At 72.0% G+C, this 24,917-nt stretch carries 25 protein-coding genes; 9 read left to right on the top strand and 16 right to left on the bottom strand.

Annotated elements, in window-relative coordinates; translation table 11 throughout:
* The first annotated feature begins 101 nt into the window (after positions 1–101).
* The 6 genes from paaA (at position 102) to ACIGXX_RS14290 (ending at position 4,949) form a co-directional block, all read left to right on the top strand.
* Positions 102–1,100, top strand: a complete 999-nt coding sequence (gene paaA, locus ACIGXX_RS14315) for a 1,2-phenylacetyl-CoA epoxidase subunit PaaA (protein ID WP_351168952.1) — start codon at positions 102–104, stop codon at positions 1,098–1,100.
* Complete coding sequence (gene paaB, locus ACIGXX_RS14310; RefSeq protein ID WP_344530569.1) at positions 1,097–1,387, top strand: 1,2-phenylacetyl-CoA epoxidase subunit PaaB; 291 nt, start codon at positions 1,097–1,099, stop codon at positions 1,385–1,387. Before paaA ends, paaB begins: the two co-directional genes overlap by 4 nt.
* Complete coding sequence (paaC, locus tag ACIGXX_RS14305) at positions 1,384–2,142, top strand: 1,2-phenylacetyl-CoA epoxidase subunit PaaC (protein ID WP_351168956.1); 759 nt, start codon at positions 1,384–1,386, stop codon at positions 2,140–2,142. Before paaB ends, paaC begins: the two co-directional genes overlap by 4 nt.
* Positions 2,136–2,627: a 1,2-phenylacetyl-CoA epoxidase subunit PaaD gene (gene paaD, locus ACIGXX_RS14300; protein WP_351168959.1), complete on the top strand. Its 492-nt coding sequence runs from the start codon at positions 2,136–2,138 to the stop codon at positions 2,625–2,627. Before paaC ends, paaD begins: the two co-directional genes overlap by 7 nt.
* Entirely contained in the window at positions 2,627–3,703 is a 1,077-nt protein-coding gene (gene paaE / locus ACIGXX_RS14295; RefSeq protein ID WP_351168962.1) for a 1,2-phenylacetyl-CoA epoxidase subunit PaaE, read from the top strand. Before paaD ends, paaE begins: the two co-directional genes overlap by 1 nt.
* A 112-nt stretch (positions 3,704–3,815) precedes the next feature.
* The gene (locus ACIGXX_RS14290) at positions 3,816–4,949 is read left to right on the top strand and encodes an acyl-CoA dehydrogenase family protein (RefSeq protein ID WP_399975609.1); all 1,134 of its coding nucleotides are present in this window, start codon (positions 3,816–3,818) and stop codon (positions 4,947–4,949) included.
* A 25-nt stretch (positions 4,950–4,974) separates the two neighbouring features.
* On the opposite strand, the gene ACIGXX_RS14285 is transcribed toward ACIGXX_RS14290, so the two are convergent.
* The 3 genes from ACIGXX_RS14285 to ACIGXX_RS14275 form a co-directional block, all read right to left on the bottom strand.
* Positions 4,975–5,322: a rhodanese-like domain-containing protein gene (locus ACIGXX_RS14285; RefSeq protein ID WP_351168968.1), complete on the bottom strand. Its 348-nt coding sequence runs from the start codon at positions 5,320–5,322 to the stop codon at positions 4,975–4,977.
* Positions 5,323–5,344: 22 nt separating this feature from the next.
* Positions 5,345–6,223: a hypothetical protein gene (locus tag ACIGXX_RS14280; RefSeq protein ID WP_383815695.1), complete on the bottom strand. Its 879-nt coding sequence runs from the start codon at positions 6,221–6,223 to the stop codon at positions 5,345–5,347.
* A 137-nt stretch (positions 6,224–6,360) separates the two neighbouring features.
* Positions 6,361–7,791, bottom strand: a complete 1,431-nt coding sequence (locus ACIGXX_RS14275) for a DUF2252 domain-containing protein (protein ID WP_351168971.1) — start codon at positions 7,789–7,791, stop codon at positions 6,361–6,363.
* A gap of 223 nt (positions 7,792–8,014) precedes the next feature.
* On the opposite strand from ACIGXX_RS14275, the gene ACIGXX_RS14270 reads away from it, so the two are divergent.
* The gene (locus ACIGXX_RS14270) at positions 8,015–8,596 is read left to right on the top strand and encodes a TetR/AcrR family transcriptional regulator (RefSeq protein WP_399975605.1); all 582 of its coding nucleotides are present in this window, start codon (positions 8,015–8,017) and stop codon (positions 8,594–8,596) included.
* 120 nt (positions 8,597–8,716) lie between these two features.
* Here ACIGXX_RS14270 and ACIGXX_RS14265 read toward each other — a convergent pair whose 3' ends face one another.
* The 10 genes from ACIGXX_RS14265 to ACIGXX_RS14220 all read right to left on the bottom strand — a co-directional run bounded on the left by ACIGXX_RS14265 (position 8,717) and on the right by ACIGXX_RS14220 (position 19,078).
* Positions 8,717–9,493 (bottom strand): class I SAM-dependent methyltransferase, encoded by a 777-nt coding sequence (locus ACIGXX_RS14265; RefSeq protein WP_351168977.1) that lies wholly within the window; start codon positions 9,491–9,493, stop codon positions 8,717–8,719.
* Between the two features lie 139 nt (positions 9,494–9,632).
* Positions 9,633–10,619: an aldo/keto reductase gene (locus ACIGXX_RS14260; protein ID WP_351168980.1), complete on the bottom strand. Its 987-nt coding sequence runs from the start codon at positions 10,617–10,619 to the stop codon at positions 9,633–9,635.
* Complete coding sequence (locus ACIGXX_RS14255) at positions 10,616–12,379, bottom strand: GMC oxidoreductase (RefSeq protein ID WP_399975600.1); 1,764 nt, start codon at positions 12,377–12,379, stop codon at positions 10,616–10,618. The genes ACIGXX_RS14260 and ACIGXX_RS14255 overlap by 4 nt, the downstream gene beginning before the upstream one ends.
* Before the next feature lie 154 nt (positions 12,380–12,533).
* Entirely contained in the window at positions 12,534–13,715 is a 1,182-nt protein-coding gene (locus ACIGXX_RS14250) for an acyl-CoA dehydrogenase family protein (protein WP_399975597.1), read from the bottom strand.
* Positions 13,712–14,428: a 4'-phosphopantetheinyl transferase family protein gene (locus tag ACIGXX_RS14245; protein ID WP_399975595.1), complete on the bottom strand. Its 717-nt coding sequence runs from the start codon at positions 14,426–14,428 to the stop codon at positions 13,712–13,714. Before ACIGXX_RS14245 ends, ACIGXX_RS14250 begins: the two co-directional genes overlap by 4 nt.
* Positions 14,422–15,177, bottom strand: coding sequence for a class II aldolase/adducin family protein (locus ACIGXX_RS14240; RefSeq protein WP_399975592.1), 756 nt, complete (start codon positions 15,175–15,177; stop codon positions 14,422–14,424). The genes ACIGXX_RS14245 and ACIGXX_RS14240 overlap by 7 nt, the downstream gene beginning before the upstream one ends.
* On the bottom strand, positions 15,174–15,926 hold the full coding sequence (locus ACIGXX_RS14235) for a dihydrodipicolinate reductase C-terminal domain-containing protein (RefSeq protein ID WP_399975589.1): 753 nt from the start codon (positions 15,924–15,926) through the stop codon (positions 15,174–15,176). The genes ACIGXX_RS14240 and ACIGXX_RS14235 overlap by 4 nt, the downstream gene beginning before the upstream one ends.
* Positions 15,919–16,191 (bottom strand): hypothetical protein, encoded by a 273-nt coding sequence (locus tag ACIGXX_RS14230; protein WP_351168998.1) that lies wholly within the window; start codon positions 16,189–16,191, stop codon positions 15,919–15,921. Before ACIGXX_RS14230 ends, ACIGXX_RS14235 begins: the two co-directional genes overlap by 8 nt.
* Before the next feature lie 23 nt (positions 16,192–16,214).
* Entirely contained in the window at positions 16,215–17,651 is a 1,437-nt protein-coding gene (locus ACIGXX_RS14225; protein ID WP_399975586.1) for a class I adenylate-forming enzyme family protein, read from the bottom strand.
* A 5-nt stretch (positions 17,652–17,656) separates the two neighbouring features.
* A complete protein-coding gene (locus ACIGXX_RS14220) occupies positions 17,657–19,078 on the bottom strand; it encodes a nitroreductase family protein (RefSeq protein ID WP_351169004.1) in 1,422 nt (473 codons plus the stop codon).
* Positions 19,079–19,349: 271 nt separating this feature from the next.
* Here ACIGXX_RS14220 and ACIGXX_RS14215 point away from each other — a divergent pair, with 271 nt between their 5' ends.
* Both ACIGXX_RS14215 and ACIGXX_RS14210 read left to right on the top strand, forming a co-directional pair.
* A complete protein-coding gene (locus ACIGXX_RS14215) occupies positions 19,350–20,147 on the top strand; it encodes a LuxR C-terminal-related transcriptional regulator (protein ID WP_351169247.1) in 798 nt (265 codons plus the stop codon).
* A gap of 73 nt (positions 20,148–20,220) precedes the next feature.
* Complete coding sequence (locus ACIGXX_RS14210; RefSeq protein ID WP_399975581.1) at positions 20,221–21,588, top strand: aminotransferase class V-fold PLP-dependent enzyme; 1,368 nt, start codon at positions 20,221–20,223, stop codon at positions 21,586–21,588.
* Between the two features lie 234 nt (positions 21,589–21,822).
* Here the strand turns inward: ACIGXX_RS14210 and ACIGXX_RS14205 are convergent, their stop codons facing one another.
* Genes ACIGXX_RS14205 through ACIGXX_RS14195 form a run of 3 tightly spaced genes read right to left on the bottom strand, consistent with a single transcriptional unit; the run spans position 21,823 to position 24,887 of the window.
* The gene (locus tag ACIGXX_RS14205; RefSeq protein WP_399975578.1) at positions 21,823–22,962 is read right to left on the bottom strand and encodes a ThiF family adenylyltransferase; all 1,140 of its coding nucleotides are present in this window, start codon (positions 22,960–22,962) and stop codon (positions 21,823–21,825) included.
* Between the two features lie 16 nt (positions 22,963–22,978).
* On the bottom strand, positions 22,979–24,064 hold the full coding sequence (locus ACIGXX_RS14200) for a ketoacyl-ACP synthase III family protein (RefSeq protein WP_399975575.1): 1,086 nt from the start codon (positions 24,062–24,064) through the stop codon (positions 22,979–22,981).
* A 52-nt stretch (positions 24,065–24,116) separates the two neighbouring features.
* Positions 24,117–24,887 (bottom strand): SDR family oxidoreductase, encoded by a 771-nt coding sequence (locus ACIGXX_RS14195; RefSeq protein WP_351169016.1) that lies wholly within the window; start codon positions 24,885–24,887, stop codon positions 24,117–24,119.
* Positions 24,888–24,917 lie beyond the last annotated feature (30 nt).

The raw sequence follows: 24,917 nt of genomic DNA, 5'->3' as shown, positions 1-24,917 counted from the left end.
GTTATCCACAGGGTTGACACCTTATGGCGCTGAGCCGCACCATTGAATTCCACGAACCGAACGATCGGTCGGTAGCTAGCTAAAGGTCGAGGGGGACCGCGATGGCGACAGCAGCCGAGCATCAGACGGCCCGGTCCGAGCCGGACCAGGCAGCGGCCGACGCCGCACGCACAGCGGCGCACGAATCCGCCTTCGACGCCGCGGTCGCGGCCGACGAGCGCATCGAGCCGCGGGACTGGATGCCCGACGCCTACCGCGCCTCACTGGTCAGGCAGATAGCGCAGCACGCCCACTCCGAGATCATCGGCATGCAGCCGGAGGCGAACTGGATCACGCGCGCCCCCTCCCTGCGGCGCAAGGCGATCCTGATGGCCAAGGTGCAGGACGAGGCCGGCCACGGCCTGTATCTGTACAGCGCGGCCGAAACCCTCGGCACCAGCCGTGACGAACTGCTCGACAAGCTGCACTCGGGCCGCCAGAAGTACTCGTCGATCTTCAACTACCCGACGCTGACCTGGGCCGACGTCGGCGCGATCGGCTGGCTGGTGGACGGCGCCGCGATCACGAACCAGGTCCCGCTCTGCCGCTGTTCGTACGGCCCCTATGCCCGCGCGATGGTCCGCGTCTGCAAGGAGGAGTCGTTCCACCAGCGCCAGGGGTACGAATCGCTGCTCGCCCTCAGCCGGGGCACCGAGGCGCAGCACGCGATGGCACAGGACGCGGTGGACCGCTGGTGGTGGCCGTCCCTGATGATGTTCGGCCCGCCGGACGACGAGTCGTCGCACTCGGAGCAGTCGATGGTCTGGAAGATCAAGCGTCACTCGAACGACGAGCTGCGCCAGCGCTTCGTGGACATCTGCGTCCCCCAGGCCGAGTCCCTCGGACTCACCCTCCCCGACCCGGACCTGGTGTGGAACGAAGAGCGGGGACATCACGACTTCGGCCCGATCGACTGGACCGAGTTCTGGGCGGTCCTCAAGGGCAACGGCCCCTGCAACGAACAGCGGATCACCCAGCGCAAGAGCGCGCACGACGAAGGCGCGTGGGTGCGCGAGGCAGCAGCGGCGTTCGCCGCCAAGCACGGGGAGGCGACGGCATGAGCAGCTCGACCGACTGGCCGCTGTGGGAGGTGTTCGTGCGCTCCCGCCGCGGGCTCTCGCACACCCACGCCGGCAGCCTGCACGCGCCGGACGCGGAGATGGCCCTGCGCAACGCCCGCGATCTGTACACCCGCCGAAGCGAGGGCGTCTCCATCTGGGTCGTGCCGTCCACCCAGATCACCGCATCCTCGCCCGACGAGAAGGACTCCTTCTTCGAACCGGCGGGCGACAAGCCCTACCGCCACCCGACGTTCTACGACATCCCGGAGGGGGTGAAGCACCTGTGACCGCGCCCCTGACCCCGACGGCCACCGCCTCAGCCCTCGCCCTGGGCGACGACGCACTGGTGCTCTCGCACCGGCTGGGGGAGTGGGCGGGGCACGCACCCGTCCTCGAAGAAGAGGTCGCCCTGGCGAACATCGCCCTCGACCTGCTCGGCCAGGCACGCGTCCTGCTCTCCCTGGCGGGGGACGAGGACGAACTGGCCTATCTGCGCGAGGAGCGCGCCTTCCGCAACCTCCAGCTGGTCGAGCAGCCGAACGGCGACTTCGCCCACACCATCGCCCGCCAGCTCTACTTCTCCACCTACCAGACCCTGCTGTACGGCCAGTTGGCGAGCGGCGACAGCACGTTCGCCCCGCTGGCGGCCAAGGCGGTCAAGGAAGTCGCCTACCACCAGGACCACGCGGAGCAGTGGACGCTGCGGCTCGGCGACGGGACGGCGGAGAGCCACGAGCGGATGCAGCGCGGACTCGACGCTCTCTGGCGGTTCACCGGCGAGATGTTCCAACCGGTGGAGGGCCTCGACGGCGCACATGGAGCGGACGGCTCCGACGGCGTCGACCGGCAGGCGATGCGCGAGAGGTGGACGGCTTCGGTCACCGCCGTCATCGAGAAGGCGACCCTGACCGTGCCCTCGGGCCCCCAGGAAGGGGCCTGGGCGGCGGGCGCGGGCCGCCAGGGGCTGCACACCGAATCCTTCGGACGGATGCTCGCCGAGATGCAGCATCTGCACCGCAGCCACCCGGGGGCGTCATGGTGACCACCGCCCTGGAGGACGAGCTCATGGCCCTGGCGGGCTCCGTGCCCGACCCGGAGCTGCCGGTCATCACGCTGGCCGAGCTCGGGGTACTGCGCGGCGTCCGCGTCCGCGGCATCGGCAAGGTCGACGTGGAGCTCACCCCCACGTACACAGGCTGTCCGGCCATAGAGGCCATGACCGCCGACATCGAGCAGGTGCTGCACGAGCGCGGCATGGCGGAGGTCTCCGTACGCACCGTGCTCTCCCCCGCCTGGTCGACGGACGACATCAGCGCCGAGGGCCGCCGCAAACTGGCGGAGTTCGGCATCGCGCCCCCGCGCCCCCACAGCGCCGGCGGGCCGATACCCCTCACCCTCTCGGTCCGCTGCCCGCACTGCGGCTCGACCGACACCGAACTGCTCAGCCGCTTCTCGTCCACGGCCTGCAAGGCCCTGCGCCGGTGCGTCGCCTGCCGTGAACCCTTCGACCACTTCAAGGAGTTGTGATGGCACGCTTCCACCAGCTCCGGATAGCGGCGGTCGAGCAGCTCACCGACGACTCCGTGACGCTGACCTTCGAGGTGCCGCCCGCCCTGCGGCAGGAGTATCGGTACGCACCGGGCCAGCACCTCGCCATCCGCCGCTTCGTCGACGGCACGGAGATCCGGCGGACGTACTCGATCTGCGCCCCCGCGCCCCACCCCGAACGCCCCTCGGAGCCGCAGACCTTGCGGGTCGGGGTGCGCTTCGTCGAAGGCGGCGCCTTCTCGACGTACGCCCTCAAGGAAGTCGCCGTCGGCGACGAGCTGGAGGTGATGACCCCGGCCGGGCGCTTCACGCTGGAACCGGCACCAGGGCGCTATGCGGCCGTGGTCGGCGGCAGCGGGATCACGCCGGTGCTCTCCATCGTCACGACGCTCCTGGAGCGCGAACCGCACGCCACGTTCTGTCTCATCCGAAGCGATCGCACCGCCGCGTCGACGATGTTCCTGGAGGAGGTCGCCGACCTCAAGGACCGCTGGCCGGACCGGTTCCAGCTGGTCACGGTGCTCTCCCGGGAGGAGCAGCAGTCGGGGCTCGACTCCGGGCGGCTCGACGAGGAACGGCTCGCCGGGCTGCTGCCGGCGCTGCTGCCCGTCGAGGAGGTCGCGGGGTGGTTCCTGTGCGGTCCGTTCGGCCTGGTGCAGGGCGCGGAGAAGACACTGCGACGCCTCGGCGTGACGCGTCAGCGCATCCACGAGGAGATATTCCACGTGGACGACGGCCTCACGTCCGCCACGCCCGCCGCCGCGACAGCCGCCCCCGCGCACAGCACCGTGACGGTGACGCTCGACGGGCGCTCGGGCACCTGGCCGGTCCAGGACGGGGAGTCCCTCCTCGACACCGTGCTGCGCAACCGCGCGGACGCGCCGTACGCCTGCAAGGGCGGGGTGTGCGGGACCTGCCGGGCCTTCCGGGTCTCGGGCGAGGTGCGGATGAACCGCAACTTCGCGCTGGAGCCGGAGGAGACCGAGGCGGGGTATGTGCTCGCGTGCCAGTCGCATCCGGCCACGGACACGGTGGAGTTGGACTTCGACCGCTGAGACCTTCGCTGTTCCCTTCCCGTAGAACCTGTTCTATCTTGACGACCCGTCAGAAACGGCGGGCGTCGCAGTGGAGACAGAGCCGTCGGGCCGGTGCACGGGAGGACAAGCAGTGGACTTCACCTTCACCGAGGAACAGCAGGCGGCCGTCGAGGCGGCGAAGGCACTCTTCGCCTCCGTCGCACCCGACGGAGTACCGAGCCCCGCCCTCGTGCCGGGCGCCGTCGCCGAGGACTTCGACCGCGCACTGTGGGCCAAGCTCGCCGAAGCCGACCTCCTGAGCCTGCTCCTCGACCCCGGGCACGGCGGCGCGGGCCTGGACGCCATCGCCCTGTGCCTGGTCCTGCGCGAGTCGGCGAAACGGCTCGCCCGGGTCCCGCTCCTGGAAAGCAGCGCCGCCGCTTACGCCGTGCAGACGTACGGCAGCGCGGAGTTGAAGCAGCGGATCCTGCCGAAGGCCGCCCGCGGAGAGCTCGTCCTGACCGTCGCGGCGAACGGCCGCAGCGGCCACGACCCCGCCGAACTCGCCGTCACCGCACGGCAGGACGGCGACGGCTGGCTGCTCGACGGCACCCAGACAGCCGTGCCCTGGGCGCAGAACGCCGACTTCATCGTGGTGCCCGCCCACACATCAGCCGGCCGGTCCCTCCTCGCCCTCATCCCCCGCGTACACGAAGGCCTCACGCTCGCCGATCAGGTGTCCACGAGCGGCGAGCGCCTCGCCGAGCTGAACCTGGAATCCGTACGGATCGACGGCGCCGACGTCATCGAGGCCGACGGGGCCTGGGACTGGCTGCGCGATCTGCTCGCCACCGGGACCTGCGCCCTCGCGCTCGGCCTCGGCGAGGGCGTACTGAGCATGACCAGCGAATACACCAGCAAGCGCGAGCAGTTCGGCTTCCCCGTCGCCACCTTCCAGGCCGTGGCCGTACAGGCAGCCGACCGCTACATCGACCTGCGCGCGATGGAGGTCACCCTCTGGCAGGCCGCCTGGCGCATCAGCACCGGCGCGAGCGGCGCCCTGCCCGCCGCGGGAGACGTGGCCGTCGCCAAGATCTGGGCGTCGGACGGCGTACGCAGGGTGGTGCAGACAGCCCAGCATCTGCACGGCGGCTTCGGATCCGACACCGACTACCCCCTGCACCGGTACCACGCGTGGGCCAAACAGCTTGAGCTGTCCCTCGGCCCGGCAGCGGCGCACGAGGAAGCACTGGGCGACCTGCTCGCGGCCCACCCGCTCGGCTGAAACCGCGGCCGAGGAGACCCGAGGACTAGATCACGGTGCCCGGCTGGCCCTTGTCGTCGACGACGGGGCGGCCCGCGGCCTCCCAGCTCTGCATGCCGCCGTCGACGTTCACCGCGTCGATGCCCTGCTGGACGAGGTACATCGCCACCTGCGCCGAACGTCCGCCGACCCGGCAGATGACATTGACCTTGCCGTCCTGCGGGGCGGCCTCCGTCAACTCGCCGTAGCGCGAGACGAACTCGCTCATCGGGATGTGCAGCGCGCCGGCGGCGTGGCCCGCCTGCCATTCCTCGTCCTCGCGCACGTCGAGGAGAAAGTCGTCGGGTGCGAGTTCGCCGATACCGACCGTGGGCACCTGTGATCCGAAAGCCATGCCCCCGACGCTACCCGACGGCCTAGGCCGTCAGCCTCGCAAGCTCCGCCTCGCGCTCGGTGACCTGCGCGAGCAGCTGCTCGGCGATCTCCTCAAGCAGCTGGTCCGGATCGTCCGGCGCCATCCGCAGCATCGCGCCGATCGCACCCTCCTCCAGCTCACGGGCGACCACGGTGAGCAGCTCCTTGCGCTGGGCGAGCCACTCGAGGCGGGCGTAGAGCTCCTCGCTCTTGTTCGGCCACCGCTGCTCGGCCACGGGACCGGCGGCCCACTCCGCGGACAGCTCACGCAGCAGGGGCTCGTCCCCACGGGCGTACGCGGCGTTCACCCGCGTGATGAACTCCTCGCGGCGGCCGCGCTCCTCGTCCTCCTGGGCCAGGTCCGGGTGGGACTTGCGGACGAGCTCGCGGTAGAGCTTGCGGGCCTCGTCGCTGGGCCGCACCCGCTGCGGCGGCCGCACCGACTGATCGGTCAGCATCGCGGCGGCCTCCGGATAGAGGCCCTCGCCGTCCATCCAGCCGTGGAACAGCTCCTCGACACCCGGCATCGGCATGACCCGCGCCCGTGCCTCGTCCGCCTTGCGCCGGTCCTCCGGGTCACCGCTGCGGGCCGCCAGGGCCTCGGCGATCTCCGCGTCCAGCTCGTCGAGCCGGGCGTACATCGGGCCGAGCTTCTGATGGTGCAGCCGGGAGAAGTTCTCCACCTCGACCCGGAACGTCTCGACGGCGATCTCGTACTCGATCAGCGCCTGCTCGGCCGCCCGGACCGCCTTCTCCAGCCGGTCCTCGGGCCGCGCGGCGCCGCCCTGCCCCGCCGCCCCGCCAGGAGCTTCGTGACCAGCGGTCACGGGATCGGGATCGGGCGTCTGGGGCTGCGTCGGCTCGGCTTCCGGGGTCGTCACCCGTCCAGCCTAGGCCACCGCGCCACCGCCCCGACCGAGCGGCGTCCCGGACCGCCCGGCCCCGCCACGCCCTCGCCGCACAGCTCCGGGGCCCCTCCCCCCTCCCTCCCCCTCCCTCCCCTCCTCCCCCCGCCCCCTCACACCCCCGCCTCCGCCGCCACCCGCCCCTCCTTCACCGCACGCACCAGCTCCGTGTGGTCCGCCTCGGTTCGGTTCGCGTACGCCACCGCGAAGGCCGCCATCGCCGTGTCCAGCTCGTCGTTCTTGCCGACGTACCCCGCGATGAGCCGCGGGTCGGCGCTGTGGGCGTGCGCGCGGGCCAGCAGGGCGCCGGTCATCCGGCCGTAGTCGTCGATCTGGTCGGCGGCCAGAGCCGCCGGGTCCACGCTGCCCTTGCGGTTCCTGAACTGCCGTACCTGGAAGGCCCTCCCGGCGACCGTCGTCCACCCCAGCAGGAAGTCGCTGACCACCTGCATCCGCTTCTGCCCGAGCACGACCCGGTGCCCCTCGTGCGCGACCCGCGGCACCGCGAAGCCCGCCGTGGGCAGATGCGGGAGCAGTGCGGAGGGCCGCGCCTCCTTGACCTGGAGCACCAGTGGCTCGCCCCGGTGGTCGAGCAGCAGCACGACATAGGACCGCAGGCCGACGCTGCCCGTGCCCACGACGCGGAACGCCACGTCCTGGATCGCGTACCGCGCGACGAGCGGCAGCCGGTCCTCGGACAGCGTGCCCACGTACTCCCCGAGGGCGGAGGCGACCTCGGCCGCCTCCGCGTCCGGTATTCGCCGCAGCACCGGTGGGGCGTCGACGAAGCGCCGCCCCTCGTGGCCGGCCTCGTCCCGGACCCGCTCGGTCGACTTGGCGGCGAACCGGGCGCTCGTGTTGTGCCGGGCCTTCTCGGAGACGCTTTCCAGGGTGCCGAGCAGGTCCCGGGCGTCCGTGTGCGAGACCAGCTCCTCGTCCGCGATGGCGTTCCACGCGTCGAGTGCCGGGAGCTTCGCGAGTAGCCGCATCGTGCGGCGGTAGGCGCCCACCGCGTCGAACGCCGCTTCCCTGCAGACGTCCTCGCTCGCACCCGCCTCACGCCCGGCGAGCACGAGGGAGGCCGCGAGGCGCTTTACGTCCCACTCCCAGGGTCCGTGCGCAGTCTCGTCGAAGTCGTTCAGGTCCATGACCAGACCGCCCCGCGCGTCCGCGTACAGGCCGAAGTTCGCCGCGTGTGCGTCGCCGCATATCTGGGCGCCTATCCCCGTCACGGGGGTCCGCGCGAGGTCGTACGCCATCAGCCCCGCGGCTCCGCGCAGGAAGGCGAAGGGCGACGCGGCCATCCTGCCCATCCGGATCGGCGTGAGCTCGGGGAGCCTGGTGCGGTTGGACTCCTCCACGGCCTCGACCGGGTCGGGGCGGCCGTCGTCCACGGTGAACCGCTCGTGCGAAGCGCGGCAGACGCGTCGACGCAGCGCCTTGCCCTCCTGCTTCGGCGAGGTCCGGGACGGCTGCGAGGCCTGCGAAGACCACTGCCCGAACCCCTTCACGTGCGGCAGCCGTGCACCTTTGAACTCCGCCATGACCCACCCCCAACGTCCAGGCGGCCCCTGTGGGCCTCGCCTGGCATTGAAGGTACCGCCGGGGTGCCGATCGGCATCAGCACCTGTGGACAACCCGCTGTCTGTGGAAAACCGGCCTCACCAGCGTGGGTGACCGGCATCACAAAAGTTGGACGGATGGCTAACGCCTAGCGGCACATGCCTTATTGTCCAAGGGAGCAAGCTACACACAATAGGAGAGTGGATGAAGACGCGCGCGGGCCTGACCGTCGACAAAATCATCCAGGCCGCTGCCGCCCTGGCCGACGAGCGCGGCTTCGAAGCGGTCACCCTCTCGGCGCTCGCCCGCAGCTTCGGCGTCAAGGACGCCAGCCTGTACTCGCACGTCAAGAACCTCCAGGACGTACGAACGCGGGTGGCACTGCTGGCAGCCGAGGAGATGGGCGCCGAACTCGCCGCCGCCATCGCCGGCCGTTCGGCCGAGGACGCGCTGGCGGCCTTCGCCGACGCCTACCGCGACTTCGCCCTGCGCTGTCCGGGCCGGTACGCGGCGACACAGATGCGGATGGACCTGGAGCAGATCGCCGACGCCAAGGGCTTCCTCCTCAACATCGAGCTGACGTACGCGGTGCTGCGCGCCTACGACCTCAAGGAGCCCGATCTGACCGACGCGGTGCGCTTCATGCGCAGCACGTTCCACGGCTTCATCAACATCGAGGCGGTCGGCGGGTTCGGGCATCCGCGCGACCTCGACGCGTCCTGGCGCAAGACCGTCGCAGCGGTGCACTCGGTGCTCCGGCAGTGGTCCCGCTCCACAACCGCCTAGCGGCGCCGGTCCCGGATTCGCCGACCGCGGACGCGCCGATCGCGGATGCGCCGATCGCGGCGACCGGTGGCGCGACAGGGGGACACCCCTCTGTCGCGCCGGCCCGCTTCCCGTCTCCCGTCACTCGCCCCACTTCATGTAGATGACCGGCGGCTCGCGGCCGGGGAGCTGACGCAGGGGGGCGTGGTCGAGGCCGAAGACCTCCCGCAGGGCTGTCGTCTCGCCGGGCCACTTGGGGTGGGCCAGCTCGTCGAAGGCGAGGATGCTGCCCTTGGTGAGGTGCGGCTTTATCGCCTGGAGGAGCTCCTTCGTCGGCTGGTAGAGGTCCAGGTCGAAGTAGGCCATGGCGATGATCGTCTCCGGGTTCTCCTCCAGATACCGCGGCACGGTCTCGCGTACGTCGCCCTGGACGACGAAGGAGCGCTGGGTGTGTCCGAAGGGCTCGGTGGCCTCGTGGGCGGCAAGGACCTCGCGCAGGTGGTCGACCTCGCCGTCGGGCGTCGCGAAACGTCCCGGGACGGCACTGGTGCTGACCTTGTCGACGTCCTTGATGTCGTCGGGGAAGCCGGTGAAGGTGTCGAAGCCGACGATGCGACGCAGCGAGTTGTACGGCTCGTAGATGCTGCGCAGCGCCGTCATGGTGGCCAGGTGGCGGCCGTGGAGCACGCCGAACTCCATGATGGTGCCGGGGACTTCGGGCAGCATGCGGTAGAGCGCGTCCATGGACAGCAGGTCGGCCAGTTGGTGCCTTCGCATGTAGACCGACAGGTTGTCGATCAGGTACTCCGGCGGGATCGGGGACTCGACGAGCAGCTTGGTCAGCCGCTCGCGCGCCTCGCGGTCCTGCGCCGACTCGTGCGGGACGATCCGCGGGTCCGTGTAGCTGTTCTCGGCCATGGGTGGTTTCCTTTCAGCCCAGTTCAGGTCTGGTCAGGTCAGTTCAGGTCTGGCCCGGTCTGTCAGTTCAGGTTGGGTCAGTTCAAGTTCGGGTCGGGTCGGGTCGGGTCGGGTCAAGTACGGGGCAGGTCAGGCGAGTTCAGGTCAGCCAGCAGTCGGGGGCGGGGCCGCCGCGGCCGACCGGCGGGAAGAGCGCGTCGAGCCGGGTCAGCAGGGACTCGGGCAGGTCGCACTCCAGCGCTTCGAGTGCGCCCTCGATGTGCTGCTCCGTGCGCGGCCCGATCACCGCGGCCGTCACACCCGGGCGCGCCAGCGTCCAGGCCATGCCGACGACCGCCGGGTCGAGGCCGTGCTCGGCGCAGAGGTTCTCGTAGGACTCGATGGTGGCGTGGTGCACGTCCAGGGCCGCCGCCGCACGGCCCTGCGCCGACTTGACTGCGGAGCCGGCCCGCTTCTTGCGGAGCACGCCGCCGAGCAGGCCGCCGTGCAGCGGTGACCAGACCAGCAGGCCCAGTCCGTGCGCCTGGGCCGCGGGCATGACCTCGAGCTCCGGATAGCGGGTGACGAGGTTGTAGACGCACTGCTCCGAGACCAGGCCCAGGGTGTTCCTGCGCTGTGCGGCCGCCTGGGCGGAGGCGATGTCCCAGCCCGCGAAGTTGGACGAGCCGACATAGCGCACCTTGCCCTGGGTGACCAGGAGGTCCATCGCCTGCCAGACCTCGTCCCAGGCCACGGACCGGTCGATGTGGTGCATCTGGTAGACATCGATCCAGTCCGTGCCCAGACGTTTGAGCGACGCCTCGCAGGCCGCGACGATGTTGCGGGCCGACAGGCCACGGTCGTTCAGGCCCTCGCCCATCGGGTCGCCCACCTTGGTGGCCAGGACGACCTGGTCGCGGCGGGCCGGGCCCTTGTCGAGCCAGCGGCCGATGACCTCCTCCGTGTGGCCCTTGTGGACCCGCCACCCGTAGGTGTTGGCGGTGTCGATCAGGTTGATGCCCCGCTCCAGGGCATGGTCCATGAGGCGGTGCGCCTCCGGTTCCTCCACCCGGCCGCCGAAGTTGACGGTGCCGAGGGCCAGCCTGCTGACGCGCAGACCGGTGCGGCCCAGCTGAGTGTGGATCACGCGTGGTCCCCTTCGTCCCGCATCCGTGTCTCCGATGCCCGTGTTGTCCGTGCCGCCTGTGCCCCTGGTGCCTGGGCCCGTGTGGTTCGTGCCTCTGGTGCCTGTGCCGCGTCGGCCGTGCCGGGCCGCAGCCGGATGCGGCGCGCGATGTCGCGCGCCCCCAGGACGGAGAGCGCGACGCTGGTGAGGGTGGGGTTGCAGGCCGTCCGCGTCGGTATGACGCCGTTTCCCGCGACGTAGAGGTTGTCGACCCCCCACACCCGGCTGCTGGGATCGCAGACGCTGGTGCCGTCGTCGACGGCGCCCATGCGCACGGTCCCCTGGTAGTGCAGGGAGCTGCCCGACGGGAGGATCCAGGGGGTTTCGCCGTCGGCGGGGCGGCCGAGGACCTTGCTCAGGCGCAGCGCCTCGGCCTCGGCCTCGGCGAGCGTCGCGCGGTCCCCGTCGTCGAGGGTGTGGTGGATCGTCATCGCGGGCATGCCGATCCAGTCGCGTTCGGTGTCGCTGAACTCCAGCCGGTTGTCGGCCCGTGGCTCCTGCGAGGTGAACAGGTGCACCGAGACCAGCGGTCTGCCCGCCCGTCCGCTGTCGGCGCTCTGCGCGACCGTGGCGGGGTCGATCCGGGTGAGCATGCAGTGGAACGGATACCTCTCGCCCTCGTAAGGGATCCAGGTCACCCCGCTCGGAGCCTCGCTCGCCCCTGAACCGCCCGAGCCGCCTTCGCCGCCTGAACCGCCGTCGCCGCCTGCGCCGCCGCCGTCGCCGCCCTCCCCACCGTCGCCGCCCTCGGCGCCGCCGAAGCCGTGGACCTCGGCGATGACCGAGACCTGCGGGTGCTCGTTGAGGTAGCGGCCCAGGGCCTGGGGGCGTACGCCGGAGGCGAAGAGCAGCTGCGGGGTGCGCAGCGGGTCGGCCGCCACGACGACGTAGTCGGCGCGCACGACGTGGACGGCTCCGGTGGCCCGGTCGCGCAGCCGTACTCCGACGGCCCGCCCGTCCTCCACGAGCACCTTCTCGCACAGCGTGTCCGCGCGCAGTTCGACGCCCGCGCCGGGTCCCGTCGGCAGCTCCCGCAGGATCACGTCCGTGCCGCTGCGCCGCACCTGGTTCCCGCTGCGTACGGCGGCCATGGGCATGGCCCGCACCCTCCGGTCCTGCGCCCGCCCCTCGTCGAGCTCCTCGCCCAGGACGCGTTCGAGATGGGCGGCGAAGGCCGAGTCGGAGAACTGGGTGCCGGACACCTGGAGAAGCCGCTCGGCGATCGCGTACGCCTCGTCGAGCCCCTCCGGGTCCACGCAGTCGATGCGCTCGGCGTCGCCGGGCCGGGGGGACGCCCCGAACCAGAGCGCCCCCATGCCGCCCACGTTGCAGGACTGCTGTGCCGCGGGCAGCCCGTCGCCGGTCAAGTCCCCCGATCCGACGGGGAACATGCCCGGCCTGGTGACGAGGGCCCGCCCCCGCTCCTCGCGGGACTGGTTGTGCGCGATGGCCGACGCCGTGGCGATGCCGTACGGGTGCTGGAACGGCCCTTGGGCGGCGACCCGGGCGCGGTCGTGCTCCTCGGCGTCGGCGACGGCGGTCAGGTGCAGTCCCGGCGGATCCGTCAGGGCGGGTCCCGCCTCGACCACCAGCACGCCGGCCGAGGGGTGCGCCTGGTGGATCTGGTGGGCGTAGGTCGCGCCCGTCGGACCGCTGCCGATGATGACTACGTCGACGGCTTCCGTGCTCTCGGTCGTCCCGGTGGACTTCTGGACCGACACGCTGCTCCTGTCTGCGGGTCTATGGCTCTACGGCTCTACGGGTCTACGGGTCTATGGCTCTACGGCTGCTCACAGCTGCTCTACGGCTGCTCTGCGGCAGCTCTGCGGCTGCTCTGCGGCTGCTCTACGGCTGCTCTGCGGCAGCTCAACGGCTCTAGAGCGAGCGGGCGATGACAACGCGTTGGATCTGGTTGGTGCCCTCGATGATCTGGAGCAGCTTCGCCTCGCGCATCCAGCGTTCGACCGGGTGATCCTGGACGTATCCGTAGGCGCCCAGGGCCTGTACGGCGTCCGTGGTGACGCGCATGGCGGTCTCGGTGGCGAAGAGCTTGGCGCGGGCCGCCGCGGCGGTCACGGCCGAGGCGCTCGCGCCGGAGTCCAGCGTGCGGGCCGCTTCGCGCACCAGGGCGCGGGCGGCGTCGACCTGCGTGGACATGTCGGCGAGCATGAAGGCGAGGCCCTGGAAGTCCGCCACGGGACGGCCGAACTGCCGCCGGGTCTTGGTGTAGGCGACGGCGTGGTCCAGGGCGGCGGAGGCCAGGCCCACCGCGCAGGCGGCGATGGCCAGGCGGCCCCGGTCGAAGAGGCCGGTCGCGATGAGGAACCCCTTGCCCGGGCGGCCGATCAGCCGCTCGGCCGGGATCTGGGCCCCGTCGAACGCGACGGCCGCGGTGGGCGACGAGCGCACCCCCATCTTCTTCTCGAGCCGCTGGACATGCAGGCCCGGTGTCCCGGCGTCGGCGAGGAGCACGGAAAGGCCCCGGATGCCGGGCCCTCCGGTGCGGCAGAAGACGTTGTAGTGGTCGGCCTGCCCGGCGTGGCTGGTCCATGCCTTGGTGCCGTCGACCGTGTAGGGGCCGTCCTCGGCGGCCTGGCGTGCCGTGCAGGCGATGGCCGCGATGTCGGAGCCCGCCTCGGCCTCCGATATGCAGTTGGCGCCCAGTTGTTCGCCGCCGAGCATGCCGGGCAGCCAGCGCTCACGTTGGCGCTCGGTGCCGTAGGCGGCCAGTGGATAGCAGGACAGGACGTGGATGTTGACGGACTGTGCGACGCCCAGCCACCGCTTGGCCAGGATCTCCAGCACGGTGAGGTAGACCTCCTGGCTCTGCCCGCCGCCGCCGTACCGCGTGGGGTACGGCAGGCTGAGCAGCCCGGCGCGGCCGAGGGTCCGCAGGATCTCCCGCGGGAACCGCGCGCGGGCCTCGAAGTCGTCGGCGTTCGGGGCGAGTTCCTTCTCCGCCAGCTGTACGGCCAGCGCCACCAGATCGCGGACCTCTTCGTCCTGCGTCCCTGTCCTGCCCGGCGAGGGGGCTTCGGCGTACGGAGGGCTGGTCATCGTGACACCGCTCTTCTCTCTGGTGCGGGGGCGGAGGTGAGGTGGTGGGGCCCGGCTTCCGGGGCCATCAGGGCGAGGCGGACCGCGGCCGGGCGGTGCGGCTGGTCGAAGGCGACGGCCAGGGCGGTCGCGGGGAGGTGCTGCAGCACCCGCCACCGCAGGCCCCGCCAGCTCCCGGCGTCCGCCAGCAGCGCTCCGGGGCAGGTCTCGGGCCTGCGCGTCAGCCCCGTCCCGGTGGCCTTGGCGCACGCCTCGTGGATCGTCCAGCGCCGGGCCAGCACCGCCGCCTGCCGCTCGGGCGGGAGCACGGCCAGCTCGCGCCGCTGTTCCGCCGAGCAACAGCGGTTCAGCAGGCCGGTGGTGGGCGGTACCGGCCCCTGGATGTCGATGCCCACGGCGCGGCCCACGGCGACGGCGACGGCGACCGTACCGCCGCTGTGGGAGACGCTGACGCCCGTGGACGGCAGGTCGTCGAGGACGGGTTTGCCCCGGTCGGTGCGGCCTATCCGGCAGGCCCGCGTCCAGCTGCCCAGGCTGCGCTCCAGTGCCCAGCGCAGCAGGGCCCGGCCCGCGGTGAACTCCCGGGCCCTGCCCGGCGCGTAGGCCTGCGCCCGGAGCGCCTCCTCCGCGCTGAGCAGGTGCGCGTGGCGTGCCGCGGCGGCGGCCGGCGCGCAGGCCACGAGGATGTCGTGGCGCGGGCCCGCGGTCACCACGAGGCGGCTTCGGGCCAGACGCCGCGGACGCGTCGGACGGCGTAGTCCCAGTAGGAGCGCACGGAGAGGTCCGCGTAGATGAAGTCCCGTTTGAGGGCGACGTCCGCCTCGGAGGCCCAGGTGTAGGGGGTGCCGCTCTGTTCCGCCAGCAGTTGCAGGCGGCAGGCGCGCTCCAGGACCTGTGCGAAGACCGCGGCGTGCCGCACGCTCTTGCCGACGATCACCCCGCCGTGGTTGCGCAGCAGGACGCCCTCGGCGTCGCCGAGCGACTCGGCGATGGCGTCGCCGGTCTCCTGGTCGAGCACCGTGTTGCTGGTCCGGGTGAACAGGCCGAGGGCGCCGGTGAAGTGCGCGCCGTCGTGCGAGAGGGGCCGCAGCTCCAGGTCCGTGGCGCCGAAGACCAGGGTGTGCGGGGCGTGGCTGTGGACGATGCCGTTGACGTCCGGGCGGGCCCGGTAGATCGCCTGGTGCAGCGGGAGTTCGGGCGGGGCGAGCGGGTCGACGGGGGCGTCCACGTGGATGGACGCGGCCACCACCTGGTCGGGGGTCGCCTCGTCGAAGCCGCACAGGGCGTTCTTGATGAAGAAGGTGTCGGAGTTGGGCATCCGGGCCGATATCTGGCCCTGGTTGAAGTCGTCGTGCCCGTCGAGGGAGAGCATGCGGGCTCCCGCGGCGATCTGCCCGGCCAGCCGGGCGGGTACGCGGGGCAGGGTGCGGCGGTCCTCCGCGGCGGCTGCGGCCGGTGTCATCGTGGGTCCTCCTGCCGGTCGGTCACCGCGCCGCCCATGGTGGCGAGCATGTCGTCGAACACCTCGTGGATCGGATAGGTGCCGGGGGCGCGGCCCACGCTCCAGCCCGCGGCTCCGATGGCGCCGGACGCGGCCGCGTCGAGGGAGTGGACCTGGTGGCCGATGGTCAGTGCCTGTTCGGGCCATGCGAGCCGGATCTCGTGGTCGCTGACGGCCGGGCCGCTGCGCAGCGAGGCGACGTCGGCGGTGGGGCTGCCGGTGTGCCGCAGCCACTCCTGGGCGAGGCGGGTGGCCGTGGTGCTGGGCCGGTGTGCCTTGGTGGCGGGGTGGCGTTCCAGGACGGCGGCCTCCGGTACGGCTCCGGTGATGCCGGCCCGTTCCATGGTGGCGACCACTTCCGCGATGTGCCGCAGGGCGCGGGTCTGGAGGTAGTTGCCGAGCGACAGGTTGGGGGCGAGGACGACCGGGGTGCCGGCCGCGTGTGCGTCGAGCAGCCGGAGCCGTTCCTCGTCGAGGCCGGAGACGCACTCGACGAGGGGCACTCCCAGGCGGGCGCTGAGGGCGACGGCCTGGGCGACGGCGGCGGGCGCGGAGCAGTCGACGAGGACGTCGGGCACCGGCGCGGCGTCCCACTGGTCGGGGCGCCGCGCGTCGTAGAGGTGGACAACGGCCCCTTCGGCCGTGGCCGTCCGGTGGATCGCCCGGCCGAGGCGGCCCGCCCCGAAGACGCCGATGGCGGGTTCAGGCATCGGCCGACTCCCGAAGGTGCTGACCGATCAGTTCGACGAGGCTGTCGATGGTCTGGAAGCGCTCGTTCTCCTCCTCGGGGTCGAGATAGACCCCGAGTTCGTTCTCGACCGTGTCGATCATCCGTATGTAGGCGAGCGACGAGTAACTCACCTCGGGCAGCGACCAGTTCGCGGCCGCCAGGTCCCGCTCGGTCAGGTCGCCCTCTGCCGAGCTGAGCACGATGCGCACGATGCGCGAACGGATGTCGTCCGGGGAGGCCGGCATGGCTGCGTTCTCCTTGAGCGTGGTCACTGGATGTCCTCGGTGTCGTCGAACATGCGGCGCAGGGCCGCGGTGGCGGGCTTGCCGCTGGAACTGCGGGGGATCTGCGGCACGATGCGTACGAGGCTGGGGATCTTGTACGGGGCCAGGCGTTCGGCCAGGTGCCGGCGCGGCACGGCCGGGTCCAGGCCGGGGGCGGCGGCGAGGACCGCGGCGAGTGCGGCGCTGCCGTGCCGGTCGGGGACCTCCAGGACGATCGCGTCCCGTACTCCCGGCGCCCCGGCGAGGGCTTCGGCGACCTCGACCGCGTCGATCTTGCGGCCGCCGACGTTGATGACCTGGCTGGTGCGGCCGGTCAGTACGAGGCTCGTGCCGGACAGGTGGCCCGTGTCGCTCGTGCGGTAGAAGCCGTCCGCGCCGATACGGCTCTCCAGCACTCCGGGGGCGTTGAGGTAGCGGGTGCCCATGGACTGGCTCCTGACCTCGACGACGCCGGGTTCTTCGGCGCTGCCGGCCCGCAGTTCGACGCCGGGAAGCGGCTGGCCGAGGCCGGGGTCGGTCAGCGGGTCGGTGGCGAAGGTGAGTGGTCCGGCCTCGGCGATGCCGAAGTAGTTCTGCAGCGGTACGCCGGTGCTGTGCACGAACCGCTGCTTGGTGTCCGGGCCGAGCGGCGCCGCCGAGGAGATCGCCATCCGCAGATCGGGCAGCGCCTCGGGAGACAGCGGGCGCCGCACCAAGGATTCGTAGAGCGCGGGGAAGCCGACCAGGCGGGTGGCGGCGCTGCCGCGCAGCATCCGCGAGACCGCGCCGGCCGTGGGCAGTCCGCTGCCCAGGTGCAGCCGTGCCCCGACGAGGAACGCCGACAGCAGGGAGGTGTTGAAGGCGAGGCCGTTGGACAGCGAGGCGAAGCACAGGATGCTGTCGTCGCCGCGGAGTCCGGTGCCGTCGGCCCAGTTGGCGGCGGCGCGGTGCACGGCACCGCCACGGAACTCGATGCAGTTGGGGCGGCCGGTGGATCCGGAGGTGAAACGGCAGACCTCCGTCTCGTCGTGCAGGGCGGGGCGGTCGCCGCGGGCCGGGAAGCGGGTGGCGTGCAGGGGTCCGAGGGTGCCGCACGGGGTGCCGTGCTCCGGGACCGGCGTGCTCTCCTCGTGGACCAGCAGATCGAGCCCGCAGTCCTCCTGGATGACGCGGGTCTCCTGCGGGCCCGCGGCCCGGTCGATGAGGAACGGTACGCATCCGGCCTTGAGGGCGGCCAGATACGTCACCACGTACGCGACGGAGTTGCCGGCCTGGATGCCGACGCGCGGCCGGTCCCGGCCGGGCAGCAGTTCCCTTACGGCGAGCGCCAGTTGGCCGCTCGTCTCGTCCAGCTCCCGGTAGCCGAGCGCCGAGCGGCGGTCGGCGACGGCGGGGGCGTCGCCGTGGGCGCGCAGGGCCTGGGTGATGACGTCGATCAGCATGGGCGTCACCGCTGCCCGTGGGCGTGGGCGGGCTGCAGGCGGTCGATCTTGACGGCGGAGGTGCCGGGGGTGCCGAGCATCGCGACGTAGAGGACCTCGTCCTCGTCCGCCAGGCCCGCCAGAGTGTGCCAGCGTCCGGCGTCGAAGCCGCCGATGGTGGTGACGGCGATGCCGGTTCCGGTGGCGCCGAGGTACAGCAGGTGGGCCAGGCTGCCCGCGCGCAGCAGGGCCTCGTCGACGCCGCGCATGCCGAGCCGGAAGATGTCCTGGTGGCGGGCGTGGAAGACGACGGCCGCGCCGGTGTGGCGCAGTTGCTCCTGCCCCATGCAGATCCGCACGATGTCGTCGCCGGTCGCCTCGGTGGTCCCGGCGGGCTCGACGGCGATGTCACCGGTGGCGTGGATCGGGTACGCGCCCGGGGCGAGCCCGGTGACCCGGCGGGCGATGAGGGTGGCGCCGAAGCCGTCGGAGGGGGACAGGTCGGTCGTCAGCGGGGTGCCGAGGACGGCGAGCGCCTCCCGCACCCGGTCGGCCGGCAGGTCGGCGTCGCCGAAGTCCTTCGCGGAGCGCCGCCAGGCGGTGAGATCCGCAAGGGCCGAGTGGAGCGCGGGGACGCCCGGGTCCGCTCCGCCCGGACCGGTCAGCAGGGGGCGCGGGCGCGCGGCGGTGGACTGGGCCGGCGGCTGCTGGAGGTGGGACACCAGGCCCCGCCAACATCGTCCTTCGGAGCCGTCCGCGAGACGGTGCACCGGGGGCACGCTCCGCCAGTCCGTACAGGTCCAAGTGCCCGGCGAGCGCTCGTGTTCGGTGACGGGGTCGGCCGCCAGCAGGACGCTGTGCGGGAAGACGTGGTTGTCGCCCAGGCGCAGCAGGCCGCTAAGGGGTCCGGTCGCCGCGCGGGTGAGCCACTGCGCACGGCGGTGGCTGCGCTCCGCCAGGCACAGCAGGTGGGTGCCCAGGTGTGCGGCGTCCAACTGGGCGTAGAGATAGCCCCGGTCGTCGTACTTGCGTATGGACAGCCACGGGCGGACCGCGATCAGCACCAGGAAGGCGTCCGGTCCCGGCAGGGTGAGCCCGCCGCCGTCCAGCGCCTTGGCCACCTGCTCGCCGCGGTGCAGCAGCCGGCAGCTGCGCCGGGTGACGTCCACGGAGAACACCGCGGGGCCCGCGGGGCCGCCGGTGACCACGTAGTGCTCGTACGGGTAGAGGGCGCCGGCCGACGGTACGGAGGGGCCGCCGTTGAGGGACCCCTCGGCGGACGCCTCGAACAGGGCCAGTGCGGCGCGCAGTTCGGCGGGGACGGCCATCCCCTGGGGCCGGGGGGCGCCGTCGGGAGCGGCGGCGAGCGCCATCTGCTGCCAGAAGCGCAGGGCGTCCCGTTCCGCGTCGGCGGGCCGGTCGTCCATGACGGAGCCTTTGTCCTTCACCGGTATCGCTTCTCCTTCCTGCCGAGGCGGGCTCGACGACTACGTGCAGTAATGCCGAAAAGCAGGACCAATGCTTTCTCCAACAACGGTTGCAATCTTGCCAGATAAGCGCAGAACCGTGTAGACCCTTTAGTGACCAGCAACGGTCGTGACCGGAAAAGGACAGGCGGGGGAAAGGATTAATTAAGTGCTCCTGCAGGCAAATACAAATGGAGAGAACTCCACCCTGGAAACGCTGTCGGAACTGATAGGAAGGCAGCAGCGGGCCTTGGTGGAGGCCGGTGAGGTCACCCATTCCCTGCAGTTGCAGCTGTCCGCCATCGCCCTGCACCACAGCGGGGCCCCGGGCACGGCGGCCACGGCCGTCGCGGGCGTCGAGGAGATCGACGACCCGGGCCGGGTGCGCGCCCTGCTCGACTCCGTGGCCACGATGGCCCGGCACCGGATCCGTGTCATCCAGCCGTCCGCCGTGGCCCGGCATCTGATCGCGGACTGGCTCGGCGACGACCGATACGGGCCCGAGGACGGCGTCGAGGTCCGCACGATCCACCAGAGTTCTTTGCTGCACAGCGAGCGGGCCGCCTCCTACCTGGACCGTCTCGCGCGGCGCGGAGTACGCGTCCGGGTCGCGCCGTTGCTGCCGTTCCGCCTGATCATGGTGGACGAGACGTTCGCGCTGGTCTGCCCGCCGGACACGACGCTGCTGGTGCGCCAGCCCGCCCTGCTCCAGCTCCTTGCCCGGATGTTCGAGTTCTGCTGGGACGACGCACGCGACCTGTGCAAGCCGGCGGCGGAGACCCCGCACGAGGAGATGTCGGCGCCCGGCGCCCCGCCCGGTGGGGGCCCGGCGCCCCTGAGCGAGCAGCAGTTGGTCATCCTCAGGCTGTGGGCGAAGGGCCGCCAGGACCCCGACGTCGCCCGTGAGCTGCGGGTCTCCGACCGCACACTGCGCCGCATGGTGTCCGTGCTGCTGCGCCGTCTCGGGGTGAGCAGCCGCTTCGAGGCCGGTGTCGTGGCCGCGCGCACGCATCGGCTCCTGGAGGACACCGAGCGGGTGCCGCTGCCCTGACCGCCCACCTCCCCCACCGCTTTGCCCTCTGGGCCCGCACGGGCCGTCTCTGTTCACCTACCAGGAGTGCGACATGTCTGTTCAGCCGTCCTTGCCGACCACCGAGGTGGAACTCGGTGACCCGCTGCCCGTGCTGGGCTCCGATGTGACGGTGCCGCTCGTCACCGGGGGCGAAGTGCCCTATGCCGCCCTCGACTACGCGGCCAGCTCCCCGGTCCTCGCCTCCGTGTGGAACGACGTGGCCTCGTACGTGCCGTACTACGGCAGCGTGCACCGCGGCGCGGGCTATCTCTCGCAGCTGTCCACCGACCTGTTCGAGCAGAGCCGGGAGACCGTCCGGGAGTTCCTCGGATGCCGGGCCGATGACGAGGTCGTCTTCACCCGGTCGACCACCGACTCGCTCAACATGATGGCCGCGGTGCTGCCCGCGGGGACCAAGGTGTACGTCTTCGAGACGGAGCACCACGCCGCCCTGCTGCCGTGGCGCGACACGGAGTTGACCCTGCTGAGGGCGCCCGGCACGCGCCACGAGGCGGTCGAGATCGTGGCCGAGGCCCTGGCGGGCCACGACCCGGAGCGGCCCGGCCTCGTCTGTGTCACCGGCGCCTCCAACGTCACGGGCGAGCTGTGGCCGGTCGCGGAGATCACCGAGGTGGCGCACGCGGCCGGGGCGCGGGTCGTCCTGGACGCCGCCCAGCTCGTGCCGCACCGCCCGGTCGACATCGGCGAACTGGGCGTGGACTACGTCGCGTTCTCCGGGCACAAGATGTACGCGCCGTTCGGAACGGGTGTGCTGGCCGGGCGCGCGGACTGGCTGCGCGAAGCCGAGCCGTATCTGGCCGGGGGCGGGGCGAGCAGGCGGGTCGTGCGCGGCGGCGACGGGTTCTGCGTCGAGTGGCAGCACGGCTCCGCGCGGCACGAGGCCGGGTCGCCGAACGTCGTCGGCGCCTACGCGCTGGCCTCCGCCTGCCGCGCGCTCCGGTCGCAGGGTTTCGTATCGCTGGTGGCGCGCGAGGAAGCGCTGCTGCGGCGGACCCTGGCCGGTCTGGCGGCGATACCGCAGGTCAAGGTGTTGTCGCTGCTGGGCGATTGCGCTCCGCGGGTCGGTGTCGTCAGCTTCGTGGTCGAGGGCTGGAACAGTTCGCACCTGGCGTCGGCGCTCTCCGCCGAGCACGGGATCGGGGTGCGTGACGGCATGTTCTGCGCCCACCCGCTGGTCCGCGCCCTGCTCGGCAACGCCCCCGACCAGCCGGACGAGTGCGGCGCCCCGGAGCCGCTGGCGCCGGGCGAGCGGCCGGTGAACGCCGTGCGGGCGAGCTTCGGCGCCGGCACCCCCGTCGAGCACGTCGACCGGCTGGTGGCCGCGGTCGCCCGGCTCGCCCGCGACGGCGCGCGGTGGACCTATCGCACCGAGGCGGGGCGCTGCGTTCCGGTGCGCTGAAAGGGCCGCTACGACATGTGCCCGCCTGTCACGGGACAGGCGGGCACGCCGCTGTTATCGGTGATGCCGATAGAATGCGAATGCATTCTTCACGCACGGTCTTCACACACGGCCAGATCCGGGAATACCGAATTTCGGACCCCGCATTTCTCCGCGGTCCGGGAGTTGCCTGTCGGGGGTCCGTCCGGCACGGAAATCTGCACGGAGAGTAGTCGTGCCGGGGGTGCGGGCGGATCAGTAGGAGGGCATGGCGGTGTCGATCCGCTCGGCCCAGGCCAGGATGCCGCCGCCCAGATGGACCGCCTCCGGGTGGCCGCTCCTCTTGACCACCGCGAGCACCTCCGCCGAGCGGATGCCCGCCCGGCACAGCAACACGGTCCTGCGGTCCCTGGGCAGCCGGTCGGCGGCGTCACCGCGCAGGAACTCCCCCTGCGGGATGAGCACCGAGCCGGGCAGATGGGCGAAGGCGTACTCGTCCGGCTCACGGACATCGACCAGAGTGACCGGCTCGCCCCCGTCGAGCAGGGCCTTGAGCTCCTCCGCCGACACGGTGGACTCCCGTGCGGCCTGTGCCGCCTCCGGGGAGAGCAGGCCGAAGAAGGGCTCGGCGGCCGTGAGTTCGTCCGGCCGCCGGGTGCGGGCGTCCGGCCGCAGCGGCACGGTCACACAGGTGGCGGCCATCGCGTCGTACTTCATCACGCGGCCGACCAGGGGCTCGCCCGCGCCGGTGAGCAGTTTGACGGTCTCGGTGGCCAGCGTCACGGCGAGCCAGGCCCCCACCACCTTCAGCGTCCCGGCCATACCGCGGAAGTAGGGGGCGGGGGGCTCGGGGTACAGGTCCCGGAAGCCGGGCCCGTGCGGGTCCCAGAAGACGGCGGCGCGACCGCCGGTGGCGTCCATGGAGCCCCACACGAAGGGGATGCCGGCCTGGGCGCAGACGTCGTCGACGAGCCGGCACCTGGCCTGGTCCTCGCCCGCGCACACCACCAGGTCGTAGCCCTCGACCAGTTCCCGTGCCGAGGTCACGTCGAACCGGCCCTCGACGGCCGTCCGCACGGAGGGATGGGTGCGCCGCAGGGCCCTGGTCCAGGCGGACGCCCGGTCGGTCGGCTCCTCGCCCGGAATGCCGAGGTAGCGGTCCCAGGGGTTGAGCGGTGATCCGTCGGAGACGCCGATGAAACCGACGCCCGAGTCGGCGAGATGGGCGATGAGCGGCGCTCCGATCTCGTCGGCGCCGATGACCAGCACTCTGCCGGCGGCGAGCCGTCGCTGGCCCGGTGCGCCGTGGCCGGACAGGATCAACTGGTGTGCGTGGCGGCGGACTTCGCTGTCGGACAGCTCGGCAACGGGCCGCACGAGGGGCGGAAAGGGCATGGCGGTCAGCTCCTCTTCACTTCTGGGGTACGGGAGCCGACGCGGCCGTGTCCCCGTCGGCGGCGGTGGCCCAGGAGGGCAGGTGCAGGATCTCGATGACCGCGGCGCCCCAGTTGAAGCCGTATCCGGTACCGGCGAGCACCACACGGTCGCCGGGCTCCAACTGGCCGGTGGTGAGGAGGTGTTCGAGCCCGGCGCACTGGTCGCCCGACCCGAGGTGGCTGACCTGGCGCCCGAACTCCCAGGTGGTGCGCTCCTGGCCGACGCCCATGTCGGCGAGCATGTTCCACCAGCGCACGGTCTGGCCGTTGTGCGGCATGACGAAGCGCCGTACGTCGGCGACGTCGGTCTTCGCCTCGTCGAGCGCCTGCTGGAGGCAGTCACCGATGCCCCCGGCGATCTGCAGGGAGATCGACTCCAGGTCGTTGAGGTTCTTGCGCATGAAGTCCGTCTTGCGGGCCCGCATGTTGAGGGGTTTGTCGCCGGAGGCCGGTGCGTCCTTGAGCCCGCGGCCCCGGTACATGTGCTCCAGCGACGAGTCCGACGTGAGGACGCAGGAGACGACCCGGGCGAAGCCGGGGGTCCGGCCGAGCACGAGGGCCGTGCCCCCGTCGGCCATGACCGTGCCGCTCTCGGTGCGGAACCGGTCGAACCCCGGCAGACAGAACCGCTCGCCGGTGGTGACCAGGACGGCGGCGTCGTCGTCGCAGCCCGCGAGGAACCCGGCCGCGAGGGAGAGCGCGGCCATGCCCCCGTTCGACTTCTGGTCGATCTCGACGGCCGGTGCGTTGCCCCCGATGGTGTGGTGCTGGATGTAGGAGGCAGGCGTCCACATGTCCTGGCCCTGGAAGTACGCGCTGGCGTGCAGCAGCAGCCGTACGTCCTCGGGGGCCAGATCGGTCCCGGCGCGTTCGAGTGCCACGCGGGCCGCGTCCACGGCCAGGTCGGGGGCGAACACGTCGTCCGACACGGTCACCCCCAGGAGGGCGTTGGCGACGTGCTCGGCGGAGGCGTAACGCCCGTCGGCCACGGCCTCTTCGAGGTCGAGGCGCCGTCCCAGACGGACGCCGAGGGATGTGAGGTAGATGTCGTTGAGGAGCAAGACCAGGCCTTTCTGACGTGCAACGGCGGTTCACAGCGGGACCGGAGGGATCTCACAGATAGGCGCCCCCGGTGGTCTCCACACGCTCTCCGGTGATCCACCGCGCCTCTTCCGAGGCGAGGAAGGCGACGGCGTCCGCGACGTCCTGCGGCTGTCCCAGCCGTCCGAACGCGGTGAGCGCCGCCGCCTCGGCGGCGTCCTCGGGGTGGGCGCGCAGCCGGGCGCGGTGGAAGTCCGTCTCGATCAGGCCCGGCGCGACGGTGTTGACCGTGATGCCGCGGGGGCCGAGCTGCGCCGCGAGCGAGCGGCTGAACGCCTCCAGGGCGCCCTTGCTCATGGCGTAGGCCAGCACGTGCGGGTGGGCGATCCGGTTGGCGACGGAGGAGACGTTGACGATCCGCCCGCCGTCGCGCAGCAGCGGCAGGAGCCGCTGGACCACGAACACGGGAGCCTTCACGTTGATCGCGAAGACTCGGTCGATGTCCGCACCGGTGAGGGTGGTGATGTCGGCGCGGCATCCGACGCCCGCGTTGTTGACCAGGACGTCGAGCCCAGCAGAGCCCGTGTGCTCAACCAGGCCCTGCTCGACGCCCGCGGCCAGCGCGTCGAACGCGGCCTCCTCGGTCAGGTCGGCGCGCACCGGGAAGGCCTGTCCGCCCGCGGCGCGCACCGCGGCCACGGCCTCGTCCGCCGCGGCGGTGTCGTGTCCGTAGTGGATGGCCACCACGGCGCCCGAGCGGCCCAGCCGTTCGGCGACGGCCCGGCCGATTCCCCTGCTGCCGCCGGTTACCAGAGCGGTGCGCGGTGCGATGTCCGCTGCCACGGTCGTCTCCCCCATGTGAGTCGGTTTCGA

The organism is Streptomyces sp. NPDC055243 (assembly GCF_044544025.1).
In the GTDB taxonomy this organism is placed as follows: domain Bacteria; phylum Actinomycetota; class Actinomycetes; order Streptomycetales; family Streptomycetaceae; genus Streptomyces.
Note: the sequence above shows the minus strand (reverse complement) of the source record. Positions and strands in the feature narration are given on the sequence as shown.